At 60.0% G+C, this 2,622-nt stretch carries 2 protein-coding genes; both read right to left on the bottom strand.

Translation table 11 applies throughout. The features are described from left to right. A partial coding sequence (locus AAAX72_RS09690; protein ID WP_349130179.1) for a Rep family protein occupies positions 1-594 on the bottom strand: 594 nt, incomplete at its 3' end. 190 nt (positions 595-784) lie between these two features. Continuing rightward, a complete protein-coding gene (mobV, locus tag AAAX72_RS09685) occupies positions 785-2,152 on the bottom strand; it encodes a MobV family relaxase (protein ID WP_349130177.1) in 1,368 nt (455 codons plus the stop codon). Positions 2,153-2,622: the final 470 nt, after the last annotated feature.

Raw genomic sequence — 2,622 nt, 5'->3', positions numbered from 1 at the left:
TTCATCGCGGGCTTTGTTGCGCTGTGAATCAATCACCTTTGAAAAGAAAATCGTGTGGTTGCAAGCGTAGTCGAGCATGTCGGGGTCGCCGAGGTCTTCCAGCCCAAAGATGAAATCGCCGTACTCGGTCACACCGTTCTCGCGGATGATTGCCAGAAGCGCGCTGCGAACCTTCGCCTTCTCTGGCTTGCTCAGCTCGCGCGTCAAGTCGAGTGGAAACCCATTTAGAACCGTGATGGCGTTGATGCCTTCCGCCCACTGCTGCTTCTCGGGGTCGTCCAGATGAATCAGGTAGCGCTGGCTACCCTGCGGGCTGTGCGCCGGCTCGATGTACCCGTTTGCCGGCACGCCCTCGGGAATCGCAGCTTTCGCCGCCGACAACGTAATCGGGCCATGCCCGCTATAGAACATCACGTGCCAGTGCGGCTTCTTGCACTCCTCGTCTGGCTGGTGCTGCGGGGAGATTGCGAACATGCAATGGCTACGCTTCAGCACGCCAACCCAGTCCTCTGGTGCCGAGTCCTCGTAAACGATGAAGTTCCAATAGCGCTTCTTGACCACTTCTGCCATGAAAAAAGCCACCTCCAAAATCATGGAAGGTGGCTCCGTTTTTAAGTCTATCTATAGCCCTGACCTCGCGGTCTTGCTAGAATAGTCATGTACGGGACGGAAACCACCTTCCGTTTCCATTAGCTGGTTGTCGGCGGCAACCAACGACCAGCAACAAACATTCTAGCCCATCGCGTCCGCGCGGTGGGCTTTTACGTTCCGGCGCGGCGATGTGCTAACGGCTCTGCCCCCACGATCGCCGCGGTGCTTCATCTCCACGGTTCGCGTTCAAACCCCTAGCAGCCATCCGGGCTTCTGCAGCACGGGCTTTGGGGCTTCTGTCATCGTCTTCTCCATAATCGCGCTCCAAGGCCGCCAAATCGCGTTTGAGCGCCCTTGTTGTCATCCGCGCACTTCTCGGCGCGAGCTTTCTGGCGAGGTCCGCAATTGCCACCTCAAGCCGTCCAACCGCTCCTCTGATTCCCTCAACGACCTGCTCAACTCGTCCTCGGAGTCCATCGCATCGAGCAGCGATTTCATCGAGGATTCCGCGCTTCTCAAAGCGTCCCGCGTGGTCGAACTGGTCAGTGAGGTAAGCGATGGCTTCCAGCTCCTCAACGTCTTTCTCAAGCCGTCCCGCCGCTTGCCGAACCGACTCCAATCGCCGCTGCTCGCGCTGGAGGTTGTCGCCCACCTCGTTGCGAAGCTCGATTTTCTCGCCGATTTCGCCGTCCAAGCGGTCGAGTTCGGCCATTTTTTCCGCGATTCGGCGGTCGATTTCCGCAGCTTGCGCCCTCTTTTCATCGACCTTGGCGGTCACGGCACCCAATTTGACATGGCTCTCAACCCTAAGCTGCTCGAGACCGTCCAGCTCGCGCTTGGCAGTTATCGCCCCGTGCTTCGCCTTGTCCCTCGCACCCTCAAGGGTCTCTATCTCGGACTTGAGCGCTCGCGTGGTGCCGACCTGCACCTTGTACGCATCAAGGCTCCTGTAGCCCTTCGCGCGCAGCTCGTGGCGCAGGGGGCGCTCGTACCCATAGGGCTTCGCGACCTGCTCCCAGAAGTCCTCCTGAAGCCTGCTCATGGTTCCCTGGGCCGTCACCTCCCACTTTCCATCCGCGTTCTTCCGCCGCTTGTCGGGCGCGAACAGCTCCTTGGCGCACAGGCGATCGTGACCGTCCTCGCCGCGAATGACTGGGGCAATCCAGATATGCGCGTGCGGGGTGCCCTCGTCCAGATGAATCTGGGCTGCGAGCAGGTTCTCGTATCCGTACCGCGCCCCGAACCACTGAACCGACCTGTCCAGAAACTCCCTCGCGTCCTTCTCGTCCAAGGCATCGTTGCTTGAGACGATGAACCCCATCGCGCGGACTTGGTTGTCCCTAATTTTCCGCTTGGTGTTCAGCTCGCCCATACGGCGCTCGATGGCCTGTTCGAGCGGAACGGGACTCTCATCCCCCGCGCGGCACAGGTACCCGACATGCCGGCCGCTCTGGTCAACATCGTTGGCGTAGGTGTGCGCCCGTCTGTCCAGCTCCTTGCCCACGGCTTCAAGGCTGTCACATTTGGTCGACTTCATGGCAATCAAGGGTGCTACGGTCATGTCAAACTCCCGAGTTCGAACCACCTAAAGGTGCGTTAGCGGCTTTGGTATAGTCACGTTATACCAAGCTACGCTTGGCACGTGCAAGGGGGTTTCCCCCTTGACCCCCGCCCTCGTCCGTTCGCGGCGTCGCTCACGTCCTTCGGGCCATCGGCGCAAGCGCCGAACGGAGGGACTTCGCCCCTCCGAACCACCCCCTCAGCTGGCACATGGCACATGGCACATAATGGGGGGAATCCTGTCGTGGTAAGGATTCCCCCCATCCCATCCCAGAGGTTTTCATTGCCGTGACACAGGCAAGGAAAGGGTCGATGAGCAGGTGTGCCCATCGACCCTCGACCAAGTCTGATGTCGTGCTCGCCCGCCGCGTCAATTCCGCTATCGGTGAACGAGGGCTGCGTAGATCCGCTACGCGGATTACTCCGCCCCCGTAGTCACCGATAGCTCCATTGACACGTCTACCGTCTCGC

The sequence above is a fragment of the Collinsella sp. CLA-ER-H8 genome (assembly GCF_040092335.1).
Taxonomy (GTDB): domain Bacteria; phylum Actinomycetota; class Coriobacteriia; order Coriobacteriales; family Coriobacteriaceae; genus Collinsella.
This window is presented reverse-complemented; position numbering and strand designations above follow the sequence as displayed.

Bases quoted from the DNA above. Each gene is read 5' to 3' on its own strand.
- mobV (WP_349130177.1), bottom strand. From the start codon at position 2,152: ATGACCGTAGCACCCTTGATTGCCATGAAGTCGACCAAATGTGACAGC.